General features: G+C 61.0%; 15 protein-coding genes and 1 tRNA gene. 11 read left to right on the top strand and 5 right to left on the bottom strand.

Going from position 1 to position 21243, the window contains the following annotated elements; translation table 11 throughout:
- Window positions 1-56: 56 nt before the first annotated feature.
- Together pnp and PMI31_RS14325 are read left to right on the top strand one after the other, a co-directional pair.
- The gene (gene pnp, locus PMI31_RS14330) at window positions 57-2162 is read left to right on the top strand and encodes a polyribonucleotide nucleotidyltransferase (RefSeq protein ID WP_008018779.1); all 2106 of its coding nucleotides are present in this window, start codon (window positions 57-59) and stop codon (window positions 2160-2162) included.
- A 343-nt stretch (window positions 2163-2505) separates the two neighbouring features.
- Window positions 2506-2581, top strand: a tRNA-Thr gene (locus PMI31_RS14325).
- An 11-nt stretch (window positions 2582-2592) separates the two neighbouring features.
- On the opposite strand, the gene PMI31_RS14320 is transcribed toward PMI31_RS14325, so the two are convergent.
- Window positions 2593-3099, bottom strand: coding sequence for a hypothetical protein (locus PMI31_RS14320; RefSeq protein ID WP_008018778.1), 507 nt, complete (start codon window positions 3097-3099; stop codon window positions 2593-2595).
- 302 nt (window positions 3100-3401) lie between these two features.
- Between PMI31_RS14320 and PMI31_RS14315 the strand changes: the two genes are divergently transcribed.
- Window positions 3402-3707 (top strand): DUF6388 family protein, encoded by a 306-nt coding sequence (locus PMI31_RS14315; RefSeq protein WP_008018777.1) that lies wholly within the window; start codon window positions 3402-3404, stop codon window positions 3705-3707.
- Between the two features lie 107 nt (window positions 3708-3814).
- Here PMI31_RS14315 and nadC read toward each other — a convergent pair whose 3' ends face one another.
- Window positions 3815-4663 (bottom strand): carboxylating nicotinate-nucleotide diphosphorylase, encoded by an 849-nt coding sequence (gene nadC, locus PMI31_RS14310; protein WP_008018776.1) that lies wholly within the window; start codon window positions 4661-4663, stop codon window positions 3815-3817.
- A gap of 252 nt (window positions 4664-4915) precedes the next feature.
- Between nadC and ampD the strand changes: the two genes are divergently transcribed.
- The 4 genes from ampD (at window position 4916) to PMI31_RS14290 (ending at window position 9100) form a co-directional block, all read left to right on the top strand.
- Window positions 4916-5476 carry a 1,6-anhydro-N-acetylmuramyl-L-alanine amidase AmpD gene (gene ampD, locus PMI31_RS14305; RefSeq protein WP_008018775.1) on the top strand — a complete coding sequence of 187 codons (561 nt, stop codon included), beginning with the start codon at window positions 4916-4918 and terminating at the stop codon, window positions 5474-5476.
- Window positions 5473-6309 carry a regulatory signaling modulator protein AmpE gene (gene ampE / locus PMI31_RS14300; RefSeq protein WP_008018774.1) on the top strand — a complete coding sequence of 279 codons (837 nt, stop codon included), beginning with the start codon at window positions 5473-5475 and terminating at the stop codon, window positions 6307-6309. The genes ampD and ampE overlap by 4 nt, the downstream gene beginning before the upstream one ends.
- A 189-nt stretch (window positions 6310-6498) precedes the next feature.
- Window positions 6499-8529, top strand: a complete 2031-nt coding sequence (locus PMI31_RS14295) for a methyl-accepting chemotaxis protein (protein ID WP_008018773.1) — start codon at window positions 6499-6501, stop codon at window positions 8527-8529.
- Between the two features lie 181 nt (window positions 8530-8710).
- Complete coding sequence (locus PMI31_RS14290) at window positions 8711-9100, top strand: hypothetical protein (RefSeq protein ID WP_008018772.1); 390 nt, start codon at window positions 8711-8713, stop codon at window positions 9098-9100.
- On the opposite strand, the gene PMI31_RS14285 is transcribed toward PMI31_RS14290, so the two are convergent.
- Window positions 9101-9877, bottom strand: coding sequence for a TatD family hydrolase (locus PMI31_RS14285; RefSeq protein WP_008018771.1), 777 nt, complete (start codon window positions 9875-9877; stop codon window positions 9101-9103).
- Between the two features lie 3 nt (window positions 9878-9880).
- Window positions 9881-10876, bottom strand: a complete 996-nt coding sequence (gene cra, locus PMI31_RS14280; protein WP_008018770.1) for a catabolite repressor/activator — start codon at window positions 10874-10876, stop codon at window positions 9881-9883.
- Window positions 10877-11166: 290 nt separating this feature from the next.
- On the opposite strand from cra, the gene ptsP reads away from it, so the two are divergent.
- The 4 genes from ptsP to PMI31_RS14260 all read left to right on the top strand — a co-directional run bounded on the left by ptsP (window position 11167) and on the right by PMI31_RS14260 (window position 18438).
- A complete protein-coding gene (gene ptsP / locus PMI31_RS14275; RefSeq protein WP_008018769.1) occupies window positions 11167-14028 on the top strand; it encodes a phosphoenolpyruvate--protein phosphotransferase in 2862 nt (953 codons plus the stop codon).
- Window positions 14028-14969, top strand: a complete 942-nt coding sequence (pfkB, locus tag PMI31_RS14270) for a 1-phosphofructokinase (protein ID WP_008018768.1) — start codon at window positions 14028-14030, stop codon at window positions 14967-14969. The genes ptsP and pfkB overlap by 1 nt, the downstream gene beginning before the upstream one ends.
- Before the next feature lie 11 nt (window positions 14970-14980).
- Window positions 14981-16720: a PTS fructose-like transporter subunit IIB gene (locus tag PMI31_RS14265; RefSeq protein WP_008018767.1), complete on the top strand. Its 1740-nt coding sequence runs from the start codon at window positions 14981-14983 to the stop codon at window positions 16718-16720.
- A gap of 176 nt (window positions 16721-16896) precedes the next feature.
- Entirely contained in the window at window positions 16897-18438 is a 1542-nt protein-coding gene (locus PMI31_RS14260; protein ID WP_008018766.1) for an alkaline phosphatase D family protein, read from the top strand.
- A gap of 120 nt (window positions 18439-18558) precedes the next feature.
- Here PMI31_RS14260 and PMI31_RS14255 read toward each other — a convergent pair whose 3' ends face one another.
- Window positions 18559-21087 carry a PepSY domain-containing protein gene (locus PMI31_RS14255; RefSeq protein WP_008018765.1) on the bottom strand — a complete coding sequence of 843 codons (2529 nt, stop codon included), beginning with the start codon at window positions 21085-21087 and terminating at the stop codon, window positions 18559-18561.
- Between the last annotated feature and the right edge of the window lie 156 nt (window positions 21088-21243).

Here is a 21243-nt window from a genome sequence, read left to right as displayed (position 1 = left end):
CCAAGAATTTCGCAAGAAACCAGTTCCCCCAAGAGCCACAAAGAAGGTAGGACACCGTGAACCCGGTAATCAAAAAATTCCAGTTCGGTCAGTCGACCGTTACCCTCGAGACTGGCCGTATCGCCCGTCAGGCCTCCGGCGCAGTATTGGTCACCGTTGACGACGACGTCAGCGTATTGGTGACCGTAGTCGGTGCCAAGCAAGCCGATCCAGGCAAGGGCTTCTTCCCTCTGTCTGTTCACTACCAGGAAAAGACTTACGCTGCCGGTAAGATCCCTGGCGGTTTCTTCAAGCGCGAAGGCCGTCCTTCCGAGAAAGAAACCCTGACTTCCCGACTGATCGACCGTCCGATCCGTCCGCTGTTCCCTGAAGGCTTCATGAACGAAGTGCAGGTTGTCTGCACCGTCGTTTCCACCAGCAAGAAGACCGATCCGGACATCGCTGCGATGATCGGTACCTCGGCTGCCCTGGCCATCTCCGGCATTCCTTTCGATGGCCCGATCGGCGCTGCCCGCGTTGCGTTCCACGAAAGCACCGGCTACCTGCTGAACCCGACTTACGAGCAACTGGCTGCTTCGAGCCTGGACATGGTCGTCGCTGGTACTTCGGAAGCCGTTCTGATGGTTGAATCGGAAGCCAAAGAGCTGACCGAAGACCAGATGCTGGGCGCCGTACTGTTCGCCCACGACGAGTTCCAGGCCGTGATCCAGGCCGTCAAGGAGCTGGCTGCAGAAGCTGCCAAGCCAACCTGGACCTGGGCTCCACAAGCCGAAGCCACCGAACTGCTGGGCGCCATCCGTGCCGAGTTCGGCGAAGCGATCTCCCAGGCTTACACCATCACCGTCAAGGCCGACCGTTACGCTCGCCTGGGTGAGCTGAAAGATCAGGTCGTTGCCAAGCTGTCCGGTGAAGAAGGCCAGCCTTCCGCTGCTGACGTCAAAGCGGCTTTCGGCGAAATCGAATACCGCACCGTTCGCGAAAACATCGTAAACGGCAAGCCACGTATCGACGGTCGCGACACTCGCACCGTGCGTCCGCTGAACATCGAAGTCGGCGTTCTGCCAAAAACCCACGGTTCGGCCCTGTTCACCCGTGGCGAAACCCAGGCTCTGGTAGTCGCGACGCTGGGCACTGCCCGTGACGCACAGCTGCTGGACACCCTGGAAGGCGAGAAAAAAGACCCGTTCATGCTGCACTACAACTTCCCTCCGTTCTCGGTGGGCGAGTGTGGTCGCATGGGTGGCGCTGGTCGTCGCGAAATCGGTCACGGCCGTCTGGCCCGTCGTTCGGTTCAGGCCATGCTGCCTGCCGCTGACGTGTTCCCGTACACCATCCGTGTTGTGTCGGAAATCACCGAATCCAACGGCTCGAGCTCGATGGCTTCCGTTTGCGGTGCTTCCCTGGCACTGATGGACGCTGGTGTGCCGATGAAGGCGCCGGTTGCCGGTATCGCCATGGGTCTGGTTAAAGAAGGCGAGAAATTCGCCGTCCTGACCGACATCCTGGGTGACGAAGACCACCTGGGCGACATGGACTTCAAGGTAGCCGGTACCGCCAAAGGCGTCACCGCGCTGCAGATGGACATCAAGATCAAGGGCATCACCGAAGAGATCATGGAAATCGCTCTGGGCCAAGCCCTGGAAGCGCGCCTGAACATCCTCGGCCAGATGAACCAGATCATTGGCCAGTCGCGTACCGAACTGTCGGCCAACGCTCCGACCATGATCGCGATGAAAATCGACACCGACAAAATCCGTGATGTCATCGGTAAAGGTGGCGCGACCATCCGTGCGATCTGCGAAGAAACCAAGGCTTCGATCGATATCGAAGACGACGGTTCGATCAAGATCTTCGGCGAAACCAAGGAAGCGGCTGAAGCAGCACGTCAGCGCGTTCTGGGTATCACCGCTGAAGCCGAAATCGGCAAGATCTACGTGGGCAAGGTTGAGCGCATCGTCGACTTCGGCGCATTCGTCAACATCCTGCCGGGCAAGGACGGTCTGGTTCACATCTCCATGCTGAGCGATGCTCGCGTTGAGAAAGTGACCGATATCCTCAAAGAAGGCCAGGAAGTGGAAGTGCTGGTACTGGACGTGGACAACCGCGGCCGTATCAAACTGTCCATCAAAGACGTAGCAGCGGCCAAGGCTTCGGGCGTTTAATCACGCCCCACGCCTGACTGCTTCAACGTTGTAAAAAAAGCCCTGCCGTGAAAACGGTGGGGTTTTTTTTGGGGTTCTTCACGCAATCCCGGGAAACTGTAGGAACGGCCGGTCGACGCTCGATTGCTGGCGATGCCCTCAAGCGCGCCGCGTTTATTCAGTCCGTACGCGTTATCGTTAACGACAATCGCTGGCAAGCCAGCTCCTACACGAGACCGCGTCCGAGTCGAAAATGAAGTGACCTCCAAACCATTGCGTAATAAAAAAGGGTCCCGGTAGAGGGACCTTTTTTGTGCCACTGTTAATTGCGGCAACTCATAAGCGATGCTAGGTTTAGCCCACAGCCCGTGTAGCTCAGCCGGTAGAGCAGCGCACTCGTAACGCGAAGGTCGCAGGTTCGATTCCTGTCTCGGGCACCAGATCCCCTCGGTTATTTCACCTTTCTGCTCAACTCCTCGACAGTACGCTTGAGGTTATCGAGTTCGCGGTCCTGATCGCTGACTTCCCGCTTCAGGCTGGAAATCTCGCTGCTGTTTGAACTGGAGCTGGAGCCGCTATTGCGTTTGAGTTCTTCAACCTGCTTGCCGAGGTTGTTGATGTCGCGCTCCTGTTCGGCCACCGTGCGCTTGAGTTCGTCGATTTCCTTGCTGCTGGAGCTTGAGCTGGAACCACTGCTGCGCTTGAGCTCTTCGATCTGCCGGGTCTGATTGTTGATCGTCTCCTGCATTTCTTTCAGATCGTCGACGCTGTATTCGCTTCTGATGAGTACCTCTTTGCCGTATTCATTGTGAATGACCGTGAACTTGTCGCCAGAGGACGTATAGCCGCTACTCAATTCAACACTGGCCAGTGCGGTTACCGGCAGCGCCAGGGCCCCCAGCAAGGTTGTCATCACCGTTGCGGACAGAACAGACGAAAACTTCGAAAAGCTGCGCATCACTGAGGTTCCTTGTGAAGTGCCGGTATGGCACATCGCTATGACTGGGGATTTGAATTTATGTTCCCGTCACCATCAGCACATCGTGTGCACAACTTTTTGTAGGTAGATGTAAAGAGTCGTGTAAATCGTCCGACAAACATCCTATATTCGGAGCCTGCATGAGCTTCGCCCAGCAGTTTTCAGATGATCCCGAATGGTTCTGAAGGCCAGACAGACCGGACTACAAGCGGTTCTTCTGCGTCAGAGAGATCCTTGATGATCCAGATCCATCTTCCATTCCCCAGATCAGCGAGAACAACATGACCGTTAAAGAGATGACCCAGGAAGCCCGACACGAAGAAGCACTGAAGAAGTACGTGCTGGATGCTCCCGAGCTGATGGACGAGATCAAGGACTTGAGTCCCGATGATCAGAAAGACCAGATCCAGTGGGCGTTCGAGGATGAGGCGGAAGCCCAGGGCCTACAGCCGTGGGAGTTGACGCTCAAGTACACCTCCACCCCGGAAGAGTACGAGGTTGAGCGCCTGAAGCTGCATAAAGAAGCGGCCGAAGTGCTGGGCGTCGAGTGGGAAGAGTACTGCGAGATGAACAATCTGGTGGTTTGAGCAACATACCTGCCAAGCCGCTTTTGTAGGAGCCCGGCTTGCCGGCGATGGCGATTTCAAGGACGCTTTCGCCGGCAAGCCGGGCTCCTACAGGATAGCTTTGCTTCTCAGATACTCAGGCGCATCGACAGATCGACCGCCTTCACATCCTTGGTCATTGCACCGATCGAAATGTAATCCACCCCGGTCTGTGCAATCGGCAGCAACGTACTTTCGTTGATCCCGCCGCTGGCTTCCAGTTTGGCTTTGCCGGCATTCAGGCGCACGGCTTCGCGCATGTCGTCCAGGCTCAGTTCGTCGAGCATGATGATGTCGGCACCGGCTGCCAGTGCTTCTTTCAGTTCATCCAGGCTTTCCACTTCAATCTCGACCGGTTTGCCCGGGGCGATCTTGTGCGCGGCGGCAATCGCCTGCGCGATGCCGCCGCTGGCGGCGATGTGGTTTTCCTTGATCAGGAAGGCGTCATACAGGCCAATGCGGTGGTTGTGGCAACCGCCGCAGGTCACTGCGTACTTTTGCGCCAGGCGCAGCCCCGGCAGCGTTTTGCGGGTGTCGAGCAGCTTGACCTGAGTCTCGGCCACGAAGTCTGCCAAGTATTGCGCACGGGTTGCCACGCCGGAGAGCAATTGCAGGAAGTTCAGGGCGCTGCGTTCGCCGGTCAGCAGTGAGCGCGCAGGGCCTTCGAGGTGGAACAGCACCTGATTGGGCGTCACCCGTTCACCGTCGGCAACTTGCCAGTGCACCGCCACCCGTGGGTCCAGCTGCCGAAACACGGCATCTACCCAGGCGGTGCCGCTGATGACGGCTGCGTCGCGGGTAATGATGGTGGCTTTGGCCAGGCGTTCGGCCGGGATCAACTGCGCGGTGATGTCGCCGCTGCCGATGTCTTCACGCAACGCACGGCGCACGTTGGCTTCGATTTCAGCGGTCAGATCGGCGAGACGTAGATTCGGCATAACGGACTCCACAAACAAAGTGGCTCGATTATAGGGCCATGTCAGCGACCAACCCAAGGCATCAGCACGTTACGTTGGCGCTGGTGCCTGCATTTGGTCGAATCCCTGACGTTGTCGGCGTTGGCCGTAGATTCCGAACAAACGCCTGTTTCAGATCGGCAACCTCAAGCGCCTTAAACGCGGCAAGTGATCGCGCCCTGATGGATTATCGCGGCATACTGTGCCAACACAGTCGACGTTGAAGGAGTCGGTATGAAGTTGGACCCCGCGAGTGGTTGGTGTCAGGGTGTGCGTTTATGCCCTTCACCCAACTTCAATGCGCGCCCGGAGGGCGAGATCTCCCTGCTGGTGATCCACAACATCAGTCTGCCGCCCGCGCAATTTCAGACCGGCAAGGTGCAGGAGTTTTTCCAGAATCGTCTGGATGTCACGGAACATCCCTACTTTGCAGGGATCGCCGACCTGCGGGTTTCAGCGCACTTTCTGGTTGAACGTGACGGCACCGTCACTCAGTTTGTCTCTTGTCTTGAGCGCGCCTGGCACGCCGGCGTCTCGTGTTTCGAGGGGCGGGAAACCTGTAACGATTTTTCCGTGGGCATCGAACTGGAAGGCACGGATGATCTACCGTTCACCGATGCCCAATATGAGACGTTGACGGCCCTGACCCGGCAGTTGCAAAGCGCCTTCACGGGCATCACCGCACAACGCATCTGCGGGCATAGCGACATTGCCCCCGGGCGCAAGACCGATCCGGGGCCTGCGTTCGACTGGGCACGTTATCGGGCCGCACTGGCACAAGAGGAAGGGCAATGAGTTTTCTGGTGTTGCTGTTGGCGGTATGGATCGAGAAGTTTTCGGCCTTGCGCCATCGCGTTCAGCGCGACAGTGGATGGACCCACAAGCTGAACAGGCTTGAGGCCAGCCCGCGACTTTCGGACCGGCCATGGCTGGTGTTGTCGGTGATGGTCTTGTTGCCGGTGGCGTTGCTGGGTTTGCTGCTGGTTGTCATCGAGCCGGTGGCCTACGGGTTGCTGGCGTTGCCGATCCATTTGCTGGTCGTGATCTACAGCCTGGGGCGCGGTGATCTGCTGGGCGATCTCGGGCCGTTCCGCGATGCCTGGCGTCGGGAGGACCTGCAAGCAGCGGCCCATGTCGCCAAGCGCGATCTGGATATTTGCGCAGACAGTGGCGAGCAACTGCTGGAACAGGTCGAAGGGCATTTGCTGTGGGAGGCGTACCACAGCTTTTTCGCGGTGATTTTCTGGTACTTCCTGCTGGGGCCCGTCGCGGCGCTGAGCTATCGGCTGCTGGCGCTGGCCGAAGAGCACGGGAAAACCCCTGCGGTGGTCGAACGCGCCGGGCAACTGCGTCATGCCTTCGACTGGGTGCCGGTGCGTCTGCTGGCGGCGAGCCTGGCGTTGGTCGGCAATTTTGTCGCGGTCAGTCGGGTCATGTTGCATGAGCTGCTGAACTGGAACATCAGCGCCGCGCAATTGATCGAGAAAGTCGGGCTGGTGGCCGGTGAAATTCCGGCACCGGTGGCCGGCGCAGAAGGTATCAACAACCTGGACCGTATCTGGGACCTGCTGCTGCGTGCCGCGGTGCTCTGGTATGCCGGGTTTGCGCTGTGGACGGTCCTGTCATAGGGCTGTAGTCAGAGCAGTTTCCCTCGCCACAGGGTGATCACTTGTCCGAAGTGCGTCGCCCTGTCGTTAACCTTAAGTTACAAAACCTCCTGCCGATTTAAGTTATACAGAGATAGCGCCGAATAGTGGCTATCTGCTCTCGGTCTGCGCCTGCCAATAAAAAAAATAAAAATTGAAGGGAGACATCCAGTGAAGAGCTTGCTCTATCCCGCTGTCGCACTGATGAACCGCCTGAGCTTCGGCATGAAGTTCAGCCTGATCAGCGTTCTGTTCCTGGTGCCGATGCTGGTGACCAACTTCTATCTGGTGCGTGACTCCTACCGCGAATTTCAGGGCACGCGCATCGAACTGCAAAGTCTCGACCTGTTGGGCAGCAGCCTGACGTTACGGCGCGATCTGGAAACCCTGAACAACCTGGTGCAGATCAATGTCAGCCTCGGCCAATCCGGCAAGGCCGGCAATGTCGAATCGAAAATCAGCGCCCTCGAGCAGGGTATTCTGACTCGCTTGCAAGGGCTGACGGCGATGACCAGCGATCCGGAGCAGGTCGCGGTGTTTGATGGCAAACGCGATGAAATGGTTGCCGCGTTCAAGGCCCAGCAATCGGAAACCTCCCTGCAAAGCAAAAGCGCCTTGATCGGCAAGCTGGTGGGTAGCGCGCAGATTTTCAGCCAGCTCATCACCAGCCAGGCGGGCCTGAGTCGTGACAACCAGAGCGACATGCGCCAGTTGAGCGAGCTCATCACCCTCGTCACGCCGCGTGTCACCCAGATCCTGGGCGAGGGGCGGGCAATGGGTTCTTACTCGTTGGGGCAGGGGTTCATCAACTCGGCTTCGAGTACCCGTTTCGATGAATTGCTGGCGCAGATTGAAAAGCTCCAGGCCGAATATGGCCTGAAGTTGCAGGATGCCTTGGGTTCCAGCAAAGCCGCGCGCGATACCTTGGCCGCTCAGGCCGATAGCAGCCGGGCATCCTTGAAGAAGGCCAGCGAGCTGTTCGAAGAACAAGTGGTCATGGCTGACACCCTCGATGCGCCGTGGCAAGGGTTTTACGATCAAGTCAGCGCCCTGATGGACCAGACTTACCAACTCAACGAAGCAACCCTGAAGTATCTGGGCCCGCAGTTGCAGCAACGCCTGGAACAGAACCGCACGCACATGGTCTTGCAGGCGGTGGCGTTATCGGTCGTGTTTGTGTTGATCTTTTATCTCTACGGCGCTTTCTATGCCTCGACCCGCACCACGCTCAAGCGCCTGGGGGCGGTGATGGACAAGGTGGCGGCGGGGGACATGACCGTGACCTTCAGCGCCCACAGCCGCGATGAGCTGGGCGAGTTGGGCGAGGTGTTCAACGGCACGGTGAAAAAAATCCATGACCTGATCGAGCGGGTGGGGCAGACCGTCAGCGAAGTCGAGCGTCAGGCCGGGCAAGTGGAAAACATTTCCGCGCAAAGCAACCAGGCCGTCGCCGGGCAGCGCACACAGATCGAACAGGTGGCCACGGCCATGAATCAGATGTCGGCCACCTCCCAGGAAGTGGCGCGCAGTGCTGCGGCGGCAGTGAGCAGTGCCCACAGTGTCAACGATGAGACCATCAGTGGTCGCGGTCTGGTGGAGTCGCAGCAAGGCAGCATTGCCGCGCTGGCCAGCGAGATCGATCAATCGGTGCTGGTGATCAATCAACTGGCCAGCGACAGTCAGTCCATCAGCCGCGTGCTCGAAGTGATCAAGAGCATCGCCGAGCAGACCAACCTGCTGGCGCTCAATGCCGCCATCGAGGCAGCAAGGGCCGGTGAGCAGGGGCGTGGTTTCGCCGTGGTGGCCGATGAAGTCCGGACCCTGGCCAAACGAACCCAGCAATCGACCGAAGAAATCGAGCAGATGATCGCCAAGCTCCATGGCGGTGTCGGCGCGGCGGTCAAGGCCATGGGCACCAGCCATGAAATGGCCAGCGGCACAGTGGGGCAGTCGGAGAAGGTCCAGCGGGCGCTGGAAAACATTCTGGGAGCGGTCGGCATGATCGTCGACCAGAACCAGCAGATTGCCGCCGCGGTGGAGCAGCAAACTGCCGTGGCCCACGACATCGACCAGAACATCGTCGAGATCAATCGCGCCGGTGAACGCACCGCTGAAGGTGCGCATCAGACCGAAGATGCCAGCCGGGCGTTGTCGGCCCAGGTCGTGGAGTTGAAACAGTTGATCAGTGCCTTCCGGGTCTGAAGGACTGCCCGGAAACCCTGTAGGGCCAAGCCCGCTCCCACAGGTTTTGTGTGCTGTCAGAATGTTTTGTAATACTTTTTCCCTTGCCGAGTGGGAGTCCTCCTGATTCTCTCCATGCGCTAGCTTCTGGATTTCAATCAAGGAAGATTTACGGGGCTTACCGCAAGGAGGAAAACCGGTTATGTCTGTTGCGACAACAGGAGTCCAGGGGCGCTGTGCGCATTGTCAGCGCACGTTGCGGCTTCAACCCTGGCAACTCAATGCCATTGCGATCAATGAAACGTTTGCCTGTGCCCACTGCCAGAAACACCTTCAGTTACGTTGCCCTGACCAGATCAGGCGCTTCAAGTCGCTCGACTCGTTTTCGCTGTTGCGCGCCAGCCTTCGGGTGATGATCTGCACCGCCTTGCTGGTGGCGTTGGTGATGGAGTGGGTAGGAATGCTCAGCGTCATCGAGCAGCTGAATGCGTCGCTGATTGCCATATTCGTGTATTTCGCGGCGGTCCGTTACTTCCGCCGACGTCAGCACCTGACGCTGATCCTGGAAGCCGCCAGGGCTCACGCCGACTGATTACCAGCCGAACACTTCGCAGCTGTTGGCGGTGCTGGCAGCCGCCAGTTGTTCCGGGCTGATTGCCATCCATTGCGCCAGTGCCGCACAGATCGCCGGCAAGTGTGCCGGGCTGTTGCGCTGGCCGGGGAACATGGCAGGCGCCATGTCCGGTGAGTCGGTTTCAAGCACTACTGAATCCAGTGGCAACTGCGCCAGCACACGGTGCATGCGCAGTGCCTGGGGCCAGGTCGGGGCGCCGCCAAGGCCGAGCTTGAAACCGAGCTTGATGTATTCGCGGGCCTCTTCCTGGCTGCCGGCGAAGGCGTGGATGATGCCGGCCCGTTTCAGTCGAAAACGTTTGAGCGTGGCAATCACTGCCGCATGGCTACGCCGCACATGGATCAATGCCGGCAGATCGAAATCCGCCGCCAGTTGCAATTGCGCCTCGAACAACGCCTGTTGACGGTCTCGATTCAGTGTTTCGATGAAGTAGTCCAGGCCGATCTCGCCCACCGCACACAGTTGCCGATGGCCGGACAGGCGTGTCAGCCAGTCACCGAGCTCGCTCAGGTGTTGCGGTCGATGATCGTCCAGGTACACCGGATGCAAACCGAACGCGGCGTGCAGGTCGGGGGCACTCTGCACCAGTGCCCAGACCCGCTGCCAATTGGCCTGATAAACCCCCAGCACCACGATCCGCCGCACCCCGAGGGCGCGGCTGTCGGCCAGCAGCGCCTGGCGGTCGGCGTCGAAGTCCGGAAAATCCAGATGGGTGTGGGTGTCGATCAGCTCCACGGTTCAATCCTGGCGAATACGCTGCTTGAACGTCCGCGCGATGGCTTGCACGCCGGGCCGGTAATCCGACTGCTCGATGGCCGCCAGGGCCAGCGCCAGGGCCTTGTCGGCGATCAGCTGATGTTGCTGGGCCATGGCATTGACCGGTAACGGCAGGAAGTCCAGCAACTGGGTGTCGCCGAACGTGCCGAGGCGCAGCGGACGGTTTTTCAGCGGGAAGTCGTGCAGCGCATCGAACACGCCCTGAAGCAGCACATAGGATGTGGTCACCAGGGCTTCGGGCAAATGACCAAGACGTTGCAGCAACTCTTCCATCAATTGTTTACCGCACTCGCGGCTGAAGGACTCACCTTCTTCGATCAGCACCTCACCGTTGAACCCGACGAGAGCCTCTTTGAAGCCTGCGGCGCGTTCCCGGCTGATGCTCAGCTCCGGGCGGGCGCCGATCAATGCGATCTGCCTGGGCAGCGGCTCCAGCAGGCTGCGGGTCAGTTGCAGGCTGGCCTCGCGGTCGTCGCTGATCACCGAACAGAAATGCTCGGGCTCCATGACCCGGTCGATGGCGATGATCGGGATGCCCTTGGCCTGCAATTGGCGATAGCTGTCGTCGCCGGCTGGCAGGCAGCTGGCAACGATCAGCGCGTCGCAACGCCGGGCGCGGAACAGTTGCAGCAATTGCCGTTCGCTGTCCGGTGCATCGTCGGAACTGGCGATCAGCAACTGATAACCCCGGGCTCGCGCACCTTGCTCCAGCAATTTGGCGATGCGCGCGTAACTGGGGTTTTCCAGATCCGGCAGAATGAACCCCAATGTGCGTGTGTGTCGGCTGCGCAAACCGGCGGCCTGTGGGTTAGGCGTGAAGCCATGTTGTTCAACGACCGCGCGCACGCGTTCAACGGTGGCGCTGCTGATGCGCTGTTGTTCGGCCTTGCCATTGATGACGTAGCTGGCGGTGGTGACGGACACACCGGCCAACTGGGCGATATCACTGAGTTTCAACCCGCTGTTTCCTTGTTTTTTCGAGATTGCCTCGACATTTTCGTCAATCCTAACCGATTAAGGCAGGTGACCATTGTCGCAACGCATCCGACAAGTTGAGCTTCAAGGATGGGACATTATCGAGTAACGTGCCATTCATTCTAGATTAAACGTTTCAGCAAGCGTATTTTCTACGTTATAGGTGCCTTTGGTCGGTTCTGCCGTGAAACCGTCAAAAGTGACGACCAGGCACCTGGGCTGGCTCAATCAAAACAATACCTGGCGCCCCAAGTCGCCAAAAAGGAGAAAGCATGCTCGAGCTCACTGTAGAGCAGATTTCCATGGGCCAGTCGGCCGTGGATAAATCCGCAGCGCTGCAATTGCTGGCCCGGCATCTGGTTGCCGACGGCCTGGTTGCCGAGGGGTATCTCGCCGGTTTGCAGGCGCGGGAAGCCCAGGGCTCGACCTTTCTCGGTCAAGGTATTGCCATCCCCCACGGTACGCCCGAAACCCGCGAACTGGTGTTCACCACCGGAGTGCGCCTGATGCAGTTCCCTGACGGAGTGGACTGGGGTGACGGTCATATCGTTTACCTGGCGATCGGTATCGCCGCCAAATCCGATGAGCATCTGCGCCTGTTGCAATTGCTGACCCGCGCGCTCGGCGAGACTGATCTGGGCCAGGCCCTGCGTCGCGCAGGTTCCGCCGAGGCATTGCTGAAGTTGCTGCAAGGCGCGCCGCAGGAGTTGGCGCTGGATGCGCAGATGATCGGCCTCGGTGTAGCGGCCGAAGATTTCGAAGAGCTGGTCTGGCGCGGCGCACGTTTGTTGCGCCAGGCCGACTGCGTGAGTAATGGTTTCTCCGCTGTGCTGCAACAGGTTGAAGCGCTGCCGTTGGGCGATGGCCTGTGGTGGCTGCACAGTGAGCAAACGGTGAAGCGCCCCGGCCTGGCCTTCGTCACCCCGGACAAACCGCTGCGCTATCTCGGTCAGCCGCTCAATGGCCTGTTTTGCCTGGCCAGCCTCGGTGAGGCCCATCAAGCCCTGCTTGAGCGCCTGTGCGCATTGCTGATCGAAGGGCGTGGCCATGAATTGGGGCGCGCCACCAGCAGTCGCAAAGTCCTCGAAGTACTCGGTGGTGAAGTGCCCGCCGACTGGCCCAGCGCGCGAATTGCGTTGGCCAACGCCCACGGTTTGCATGCGCGGCCGGCGAAAATCCTCGCGCAATTGGCAAAGAGTTTTGAAGGAGACATCCGCGTGCGGATCGTCGATGGCCACGACAGCGCGGTGTCGGTAAAGAGCTTGAGCAAGTTGCTCAGCCTCGGCGCCCGTCGAGGGCAGGTCCTGGAATTCATCGCCGAGCCAGGCATTGCCGCTGATGCGTTGCCGGCCTTGTTGGCTGCCATTGAAGAAGGCCTCGGTGAGGAAGTCGAACCGCTGCCGCCGGTAAGCCAGGTGCGCGAACTCGTTGCCGAGATGGACGAAGTGGTCCTCGCCCCGGTGTCGGGCAGCGTGGTTCAGGCGATTGCCGCCGCGCCGGGGATCGCCATCGGGCCGGCCCATATACATGTGCTGCAAACCATTGACTACCCGTTGCGCGGAGAGTCTGCCGCCATCGAGCGCGAACGTCTCCAGCACGCCTTGGCGCAGGTACGCCGTGACATCCAGGGTTTGATCGAGCGCAGCAAAAGCAAAGCCATTCGCGAAATCTTCATCACCCACCAAGAGATGCTCGACGACCCGGAACTGACCGATGAGGTCGATACGCGCCTCAAGCAGGGTGAAAGCGCCGAGGCGGCGTGGATGGCTGTGATTGAAGCGGCGGCCCGACAGCAGGAAGCGTTGCAGGATGCCTTGCTCGCCGAGCGCGCAGCCGACTTGCGCGACATCGGGCGTCGGGTGTTGATGCAGCTCAGCGGCATCGACACCCCGAGCGAACCGGATCAACCTTACATTCTGGTGATGGACGAGGTTGGCCCGTCCGATGTCGCGCGTCTCGATCCGGCTCGCGTGGCGGGGATTCTCACCGCCCGAGGGGGCGCTACGGCGCACAGTGCGATTGTTGCCCGGGCGCTGGGCATCCCGGCACTGGTCGGCGCCGGCCCCGGCGTGCTGCTACTGGCACCGGGTACGCCGTTGCTGCTCGATGGTCAGCGTGGTCGTCTGCATGTGGACGCTGACGCGGCGACCTTGCAGCGTGCCATGGCCGAACGCGATACCCGTGAGCAGCGCTTGAAGGCGGCTGCCGAGCAGCGTCACCAACCGGCATTGACCACCGATGGCCACGCCGTCGAAGTGTTCGCCAATCTCGGTGAAAGCGCCGGCGTGGCTGGCGCGGTGGAACAGGGCGCCGAAGGCGTTGGCCTGTTGCGCACCGAACTGATTTTCATGGCCCACCCGCAAGCGCCCGACGAGGCAACCCAGGAAGCCGAGTACCGCCGCGTCCTCGACGGTCTGGCCGGGCGGCCGCTGGTGGTGCGCACCCTTGATGTCGGCGGCGACAAACCGCTGCCGTACTGGCCGATCGCGAAAGAAGAAAACCCGTTTCTCGGCGTGCGCGGTATCCGTCTGACCTTGCAGCGCCCGCAAATCATGGAAGCGCAATTGCGCGCCTTGTTGCGGGCGGCCGACAACCGGCCGCTGCGGATCATGTTCCCGATGGTGGGCAGCGTTGACGAGTGGCGCCAGGCCCGTGACATGACCGAACGCCTGCGCCAGGAAATTCCGGTCGCCGACCTGCAACTGGGGATCATGATCGAAGTGCCGTCGGCGGCATTGCTGGCGCCGGTGCTGGCCAGGGAGGTCGACTTTTTCAGTGTCGGTACCAACGACCTGACGCAATACACCCTGGCCATCGACCGTGGCCATCCGACGCTTTCGGCCCAGGCCGACGGCTTGCATCCGGCGGTGCTGCAACTGATCGACATCACCGTGCGCGCGGCCCATGCTCACGGCAAATGGGTCGGTGTGTGCGGCGAGCTGGCGGCCGACCCGCTGGCGGTGCCGGTACTGGTCGGCCTTGGCGTGGACGAACTCAGCGTCGGGGCGCGCAGCATTGCCGAGGTCAAGGCGCGAATTCGCGAACTGGGCTTCACTCAGACTATAACCCTTGCCCGACAGGCCCTGGCCGTGGGCAGTGCCAATGAAGTGCGCGCATTAGTGGAGGCTCTGTAATGGCCCGGATTCTTACCTTGACCCTCAACCCGGCGCTGGACCTGACCGTCCAGTTGCCGCGCCTTGAAGCCGGCCAGGTCAACCGCAGCGATGTGATGCACACCCACGCCGCCGGCAAAGGCGTCAACGTGGCGCAAGTGTTGGCGGACCTCGGGCATCAGTTGACCGTCAGTGGCTTTCTCGGCGAGGACAATCTGCAAGCGTTTGAAACGCTGTTCGCCCGGCGCGGTTTTGTCGATGCCTTCATTCGTGTCCCGGGCGAGACCCGCAGCAACATCAAACTGGCGGAAAGCGACGGCCGCATCACCGACATCAATGGGCCGGGGCCGCAGGTCAGCGAGGCGGCGCAGCAAGCCTTGCTGGATCGACTGGAGCAGATCGCGCCAGGGCACGATGCGGTGGTGGTCGCCGGCAGTTTGCCGTTGGGCGTCAGCGCACAGTGGTTGCAGGCGTTGATTGTGCGCTTGAAGAACCTGGGGCTGAACGTCGCCCTCGATACCAGCGGCGAGGCGTTGCGTGCAGCACTGAAAGCGGGACCCTGGCTCATCAAACCCAACACTGAAGAGCTGGCCGAGGTGCTGGGCTGCGAGGTCGTGTCGGTCAGCGCTCAGGCCATAGCGGCAGAGCGTTTGCACGCCCAGGGCATCGAGCATGTAGTGATCTCCCACGGTGCCGAGGGCGTGAACTGGTTCAGCGTCGGCTCGGCATTGCATGCCACGCCACCCAAGGTCAGCGTCGCCAGCACGGTGGGCGCGGGTGATTCGTTACTGGCGGGGATGCTCCACGGCTTGCTCAGCGCCGATACGCCGGAGCAGACCTTGCGCACCGCCACGGCGATTGCCGCGATGGCAGTGACCCAGATCGGTTTCGGCATTGGCGATGCAGCGCAACTGGCGCAGCTTGAACAGGGTGTGCGCGTGCGTCCCCTGACAGAACAATAAGAGGGTTTGTCATGAAGTTAGCCATCGTTACGGCCTGCCCGAATGGCATGGTCACCAGTGTGCTGTGTGCCCGGCTGCTCGACGCCGCGGCCCAGCGTCAGGGCTGGAGCACCAGTGTCGAAATCACCGATGCCGCGCATCCTGAAAAGCAACTGTCGGCAGCCACCCTCGAAGCGGCCGAGTGGGTGCTGCTGGTAACCAGCGCACCCGTGGATATGTCGCGGTTTGTCGGCAAGCGGCTGTTCCAGAGCACCCCGGCCCAGGCCCTGCAAGACGTGGATAGCGTGCTGCGGCGTGGTGCGCAGGACGCTCAGGTTTACGCGGCTGAACAAACCGTCGTCGAACCTGTGGCGGTTGCCCAGGACACGCCACGACTGGTGGCTGTCACCGCGTGCCCGACGGGCGTAGCTCACACGTTCATGGCCGCCGAGGCCTTGCAGCAAGCGGCCGGGCGCCTGGGCTATGACCTGCAGGTAGAAACCCAGGGCTCGGTCGGCGCGCGCAATCCATTGAGCGCACAAGCGATAGCCGAGGCCGATGTGGTGCTGCTGGCGGCCGATATCGAAGTCGCCACCGAGCGTTTCGCCGGCAAGAAAATCTATCGTTGTGGCACCGGTATTGCCCTCAAGCAAGCGGAAGCGACCTTGAAAAAGGCCTTGGCCGAAGGCCAGCAGGAAAGCGCTGCGAGCAGTGCCAAGGGGCCGGCCAAATCAGAGAAAGCAGGCGTCTATAAACACCTGCTGACTGGTGTGTCGTTCATGTTGCCGATGGTGGTGGCCGGCGGCCTGATGATCGCCTTGTCGTTCGTGTTCGGCATCACCGCCTTCAAAGAGGAAGGCACACTGGCGGCGGCGTTGATGCAGATCGGTGGCGACAGCGCATTCAAGCTGATGGTGCCGCTGCTGGCAGGCTATATCGCCTATTCCATCGCCGACCGTCCGGGCCTCGCGCCGGGGATGATCGGCGGTCTGCTGGCGAGCACCCTGGGCGCCGGTTTCATCGGCGGAATCATTGCCGGTTTCCTCGCCGGTTATGCGGCCAAGGCGATCAACCATTATGCGCGTTTGCCGCAAAGTCTCGAGGCGCTGAAACCGATCCTGATCATCCCGCTGCTGGCGAGCCTGTTCACCGGTCTGGTGATGATCTACGTGGTCGGCAAACCGGTGGCCGGCTTGCTCGCCGGGCTCACGCATTTCCTCGACAGCATGGGCACCACCAACGCGATTCTGTTGGGTGTGTTGCTGGGTGGGATGATGTGCGTCGACCTCGGCGGGCCGATCAACAAGGCGGCCTATGCGTTCTCGGTCGGGCTGCTGGCGTCGCAGAGTTACGCGCCGATGGCGGCGACCATGGCCGCGGGCATGGTGCCGCCGATTGGCCTGGGTATCGCCACGTTCATTGCGCGGCGCAAGTTTGCGCAGACTGAGCGCGAAGCCGGCAAGGCAGCGCTGGTGCTGGGGCTGTGCTTCATCTCCGAAGGGGCGATTCCGTTTGCCGCGAAAGATCCGTTGCGGGTGATTCCGGCGAGCATCGCCGGCGGTGCGCTGACCGGTGCGCTGTCGATGTATTTCGGCTGCAAATTGATGGCGCCCCACGGAGGGTTGTTTGTGCTGGCGATCCCGAATGCGATCAACCATGCACTGCTTTATTTGCTGGCGATTGTGGCGGGGAGTCTGTTGACGGCGGTGGCGTATGCGCTGGTCAAGCGGCCGGAGACTGTCGAGTTGGCAGTCGAACCCGTCACCGCCTGACACCGATTCCTGTAGGAGCGAGCTCGCTCGCGATGGTCGCGAACGATAACGCGTCAAACCAGATGCCCAGCGGCGCCTATGGGTTTTTCGCGAGCGGGCTCGCTCCTGCAAGGTGGGGATGTCATGCCGGCTTCATCCGGCCATGCTTTAGTTTTTCCTTTTTCAGGGAGAACACCATGAGCGATATCAACCTCGGGCGCCGTCGTGTCATGCAAGCGGTCGGCGCCGGATTGCTGTTGCCAGGCCTGGCGCCGGCGGTGATCGCTTCGGTCAAGGACCGGCCGCAACTCACCGACGGCGTGCAGTCCGGTGACCTGCTGGGCGACCGGGCGATCATCTGGAGCCGCTGCGATCGTCCCGCACGGATGGTGGTGGAGTGGGACACCCGCAGCCTGTTTCCCAACCCTCGGCGATTCGTCTCGCCCCTGGCCGATGCACGCACCGATTTCACTGCCCGGATCGAGCTCACAGGGCTGCCCGCCGACCAGGCGATTTTCTATCGAGTGCAGTTTGAAGACGCCCAGAGTGGCGTTGCCAGCGAACCCTGGTTCGGTCACTTGCGCAGCGTGCCGCAGACCCGGCGCAACCTGCGTTTTGTCTGGAGTGGCGACACCGTTGGCCAGGGCTTCGGCATCAACCCGGACATTGGCGGCATGCGCATCTACGAGGCGATGCGTCGACGTCTGCCGGATTTCTTTATCCACAGCGGCGACACCATTTACGCCGACAGCCCGATCCCGGCGCAGCTCACCACGGAAGGTGGCCGGGTGTGGCGCAACATCACCACCGAAGCCAAGAGCAAAGTCGCCGAAACCCTCGATGAGTACCGCGGCAATTACCGCTACAACCTGATGGATGAAAACATCCGCCGTTTCAACGCCGAAGTACCGCAGATCTGGCAGTGGGACGATCACGAAGTGGTGAACAACTGGTCGCCCGGCAAGCAGCTGGATGCGCGCTACCAGAGCAAGGATATCCACAGCCTGGTGGATCGCGCACGCCAGGCCTGGCTCGAATACGCGCCGATGCGCTTGCAGAGCGCCGATGGCGGCGGGCGGATCTATCGCAAGCTCGGTTACGGGCTGCTGCTCGATGTGTTCGTGCTGGACATGCGCAGCTATCGCGGGGCCAATGACGATAATCTGGGCGAGGCCAAGCCGTTCCTCGGTCGTGAGCAACTGGACTGGCTCAAGCGCGAAATGCAGGCCTCGAACGCGCAATGGAAAGTGATCGCCGCCGACATGCCCATCGGCCTCGGTGTACCCGACGGTGAAGTCAGCCCCGGTGTCACGCGGTGGGAAGCGGTGGCCAACGGTGACCCCGGCCCGGCCCAGGGGCGCGAACTGGAAGTCGCCGAATTGCTCGGTTTTCTGCGGGCGCAGAAGGTGCGCAATTTCCTGTTCCTGACCGCGGATGTGCATTACTGCGCAGCCCATCATTACCACCCGGATCGAGCGGCGTTTCAGGATTTCGAACCGTTCTGGGAGTTCGTCGCCGGGCCTTTGAATGCCGGTAGCTTCGGGCCCAATCCGCTGGATAAAACCTTTGGTCCTGAGGTGGTGTTCGAGAAGGCACCGCCCGCGCAGAACATCTCGCCGTTTGCCGGGTTTCAGTTTTTTGGCGAGGTGAATATCGAGGGGCAAACGGGGGAGTTGAGCGTGGTGTTGCGTGATCTGGATGGGGTGTCTGTGTATGAGCAGAAGTTACAACCCGTTTGATTGCGTTGGGGTCCCTGTAGGAGCGAGCTTGCTCGCGATTGCGGTCCAACAGACAACAAATGTGTTGAATGTAAGTTCGCCATCGCGAGCAAGCTCGCTCCTACCGGGCAACAGGGGATATCAGTAAACGTCTCGGCGGTAGCGGCCCTGTTCGATCAGGCGCTCCACTTCAGCAGCGCCCAACACCTCGTTGAGCACCTGGTCCACGCCCGAAGCCATGCCTTGAAGGCTTCCGCAGATATAGATCACCGCACCATCGGCCAGCCACTGCTTGAGCTCGGCTGCAGATTCACGCAGGCGATCCTGTACGTAAATTTTTTCGGCCTGGTCACGGGAAAACGCCAGGTCGAGGCGCTCCAGATCACCATTGATCAGCCACTCCTCCAGCTCCTCTCTGCACAGGTAGTCGTGCTCGCGATTGCGCTCGCCAAACAGCAGCCAGTGACGTTGCTGACCCTCGGCAATCCGTGCCTTGAGCAGGCTGCGCAAGCCAGCCAGCCCCGTGCCATTACCCAGCAGGATCATCGGCACCGGTTGGGCCGGCAGGTGGAAACCACTGTTGCGTCGCACGCGCAGGCTGATGGAACTGCCCACCGACGCGTGTTCGGTCAACCAGCCGGAACCGACGCCGAGGTTGCCGTCGGCATGCACTTCCTGGCGCACGATCAGTTCGAGCATGCCATCGGCGGGGATCGACGCAATGGAGTACTCGCGCATGGCCAGCGGCACGAGGGCCTCTGCCAGCGCCTGCGCGTGCAGGCCGACCAGATGGGCGCGGTTTTCCGGGAGTTGGCGGCTGGCCAAGGCCTGTTCGAGGGTTTCCTCCAGGCCGTTGACCTGCACCTTGGTCGCACCGTGAATCCCCAGGCCATCGAGGAAATGCTCGATGACCCACGGGCAATTGCGCGGCAACACCTCCACCAGATCACCGGCCAGCCAACTGCTGGTGGTTGGCGCACTGAGGCCCAGCAAGTACACAGGAGATCCGCTGCTGTCCGGGTTCAGCAATTCACGACGGGCCAGGGTCCAGTTGTCGTAGCTGGGTGCTTGCCAGGTGTCGACGGGCGCGTGGCCGGTCAGCAGGCCCAGTTGCTGTTGCCAGTGGCGCAAGGCGTATGGATCACCGCTGTCGACTTCCACCGGTGCGAACAAGGTCTTGCCGCCGTGTTCGCCGAGCCAGGTGTGCAGGCGCTTGGCGAATCCGCAGAAGTGTTGATACTGCCGGTCGCCGAGGCCGAGGACCGCGTAGTTCAGGCACTCCAGGCTCGGCGTACGGCCCAGTACCTTGCGTTCGAAGCCCCTGGCGCTGTCCGGCGCTTCGCCGTCACCGAAAGTGCTGACAACGAACAGTGTGTTGTTCGAGCCCTGCAAGTCCTGCTCGCTGACGTCCGCCAGCGGTTGCACCTTCACGGGTAAGCCTGCGGCCTGCAATTGCCCGGCGGTCTGCCAGGCCAGCTGCTCGGCAAACCCGCTCTGGCTGGCGAAACCGATCAGCCAGGCAGACGCATCGTTGCCCGGTTGTACAAGGCCTTGGCGAGCATCCTTGATCTGGCGTTTCTTGCGGCGACGATCCAGGTACAGCAACCAGCCGGTGACGAAGAACAGCGGCATGCTCAGCGCGGTGAGGGTCAGGATGATGCGCCCGACGATGCCGAAGTAACTGCCGACGTGCAGCGCATAAATACTGGTCAGCAGTTGCGCCTTGAGGCTCTTGTCGCTGTAGCTGTCAACCCGTTTGACCACGCCCGTGGCCGGGTCGAGGGTGATCTGGTTCAGTGCACGGTCGTGGGGCGAGGTTTTCAACAGGAAGTAAACGGTCGCTGGTTGGCCGGCCACTGGCGGCATGCGCACGTTATAGGAACTGAGTTGCGGGCCGGCCGTGCTGTAGATGCTGCTCCACATGACCGCGTAATCGGCTGTCGGTGCCGGACCTGCCGGTGCCGGGCCACGTCCGCCACGAACGCGCTCGTTCTGTGCTGCATCGGAGAGCAACCGGGTCAGGCCCTTGTTGTACCACTCGTAGGACCAGGACAACCCGGTCAGCGCCGCCAGGAGGTAAAACACCAGGCACCAGGTCCCGGCCACCGAATGCAGGTCCCAGTTGAAGCTGCGGCCCTTTTTCTTCCAGTCCAGGGTCAGCCAGGCACGCCAGCTTTTCCACTGGCGAGGCCAGCGCAGGTACAGGCCGGACAGGCAGAAGAACACCAGGATCAGCGTGCATGCACCGGTGATCTGCCGACCCGTGTCGCCCATGGCGAGGAAACGGTGCAGTTGCAGCATCAGGCCGAAGAAGTCCTGGCCAGCGGCGTCGCCCAGGAACTCTCCTGTGTACGGATCGAAGTAGCGCATCTCGCCGCGGCGTTCACCCGGCGGCGGGGTGAACCACACTTTGGCGGCGTTGCCGCTGTCGGTTTCCACGGTGAGCATCGAGACTTTCTTGCCCGACGCGGCTTCGATTCGCTCCACCAGTTCGGCAGGCGGCAGCACGCCGGCGAGCTGTTTTTCGACTTGCAACACAGAAGGGTTGAGTGCGTTCAGGATTTCATCCTGGAACGACACCGTCGCCCCGGTGATGCCCATCAAGGCCAGGACGAGCCCGGCGCTGATGCCGAAAAACCAGTGCAACTGGAACAGGGTTTTCTTCAACACGTCGCTCGCCTTGTTCGTTCAATTTGATTCATCACGGCGCGCATTATGCCGTGGGGTTGTCGAGAAGCATTCTTTTTTACGCACGAAGGCCCCGTTCATGTGAATGAACGGGGCCGGGCCAACCGCCAATATCTGTAGGAGCCAGCTTGCTGGCGA

The sequence above is a fragment of the Pseudomonas sp. GM55 genome (genome assembly GCF_000282395.1).
GTDB lineage: Bacteria > Pseudomonadota > Gammaproteobacteria > Pseudomonadales > Pseudomonadaceae > Aquipseudomonas > Aquipseudomonas fluorescens_CC.
This window is presented reverse-complemented; position numbering and strand designations above follow the sequence as displayed.

Coding starts and splice junctions, on each gene's coding strand:
- PMI31_RS14320 (WP_008018778.1), bottom strand. CDS start 3,099: ATGCGCAGCTTTTCGAAGTTTTCGTCTGTTCTGTCCGCAACGGTGATG.
- PMI31_RS14315 (WP_008018777.1), top strand. CDS start 3,402: ATGACCGTTAAAGAGATGACCCAGGAAGCCCGACACGAAGAAGCACTG.
- nadC (WP_008018776.1), bottom strand. CDS start 4,663: ATGCCGAATCTACGTCTCGCCGATCTGACCGCTGAAATCGAAGCCAAC.
- ampD (WP_008018775.1), top strand. CDS start 4,916: ATGAAGTTGGACCCCGCGAGTGGTTGGTGTCAGGGTGTGCGTTTATGC.
- ampE (WP_008018774.1), top strand. CDS start 5,473: ATGAGTTTTCTGGTGTTGCTGTTGGCGGTATGGATCGAGAAGTTTTCG.
- PMI31_RS14290 (WP_008018772.1), top strand. CDS start 8,711: ATGTCTGTTGCGACAACAGGAGTCCAGGGGCGCTGTGCGCATTGTCAG.
- ptsP (WP_008018769.1), top strand. CDS start 11,167: ATGCTCGAGCTCACTGTAGAGCAGATTTCCATGGGCCAGTCGGCCGTG.
- pfkB (WP_008018768.1), top strand. CDS start 14,028: ATGGCCCGGATTCTTACCTTGACCCTCAACCCGGCGCTGGACCTGACC.
- PMI31_RS14265 (WP_008018767.1), top strand. CDS start 14,981: ATGAAGTTAGCCATCGTTACGGCCTGCCCGAATGGCATGGTCACCAGT.
- PMI31_RS14260 (WP_008018766.1), top strand. CDS start 16,897: ATGAGCGATATCAACCTCGGGCGCCGTCGTGTCATGCAAGCGGTCGGC.